1 protein-coding gene is annotated in these 504 nt (G+C 42.9%); it reads left to right on the top strand.

The window, feature by feature from the left end; all coding sequences use genetic code 11:
* Positions 1-504 (top strand): IS66 family transposase (locus CFT61_RS16460; protein ID WP_142990675.1); only part of this gene is annotated, 504 nt, incomplete at both ends.

The following is a 504-nucleotide window of genomic DNA, read 5'->3' on the forward strand; positions in this document are numbered from 1 at the left end:
GCAACATGTCAAGAGAGATTTCATCGACTGCGGCAAGGAGGACAAGGATGCTCAGGAAGTCGTAGATATTATCAACAGGTTTTATCAAGAAGACAAAAAACATAAGGTTGGGGTAAATGGATGGACCGTTGAAGACCATCTTGCCTATCGGCAGTCATACGCACCAGACATTTTGCAGGATTTATTGGAGAAACTGGAGGAAATATCTTCCAGGAAGGATTTGCTGCCCAAGTCTACCCTGGCGCAGGCGGTCGGCTATGCCCTTAATGAATATAATGCCATTTGTGACATCTTCAAAAGAGGTGATACGGCTCTCGATAACAACTACATTGAGAGAATCCAGAGGTACATATCACTATCAAGAAGAAACTCTATGTTCTTTGGCTCGCACGAAGGAGCAAGACGGGGAGCTATCCTATATTCTATAGCTATTTCATGCAAGTTGAATGGCATCAATCTGTTTGAATACATTAGCGATGTCATAGAAAAGACCATTGAATGGCA

Origin of the sequence: Segatella copri, assembly GCF_002224675.1 — a bacterium.
In the GTDB taxonomy this organism is placed as follows: Bacteria; Bacteroidota; Bacteroidia; order Bacteroidales; family Bacteroidaceae; genus Prevotella; species Prevotella copri_U.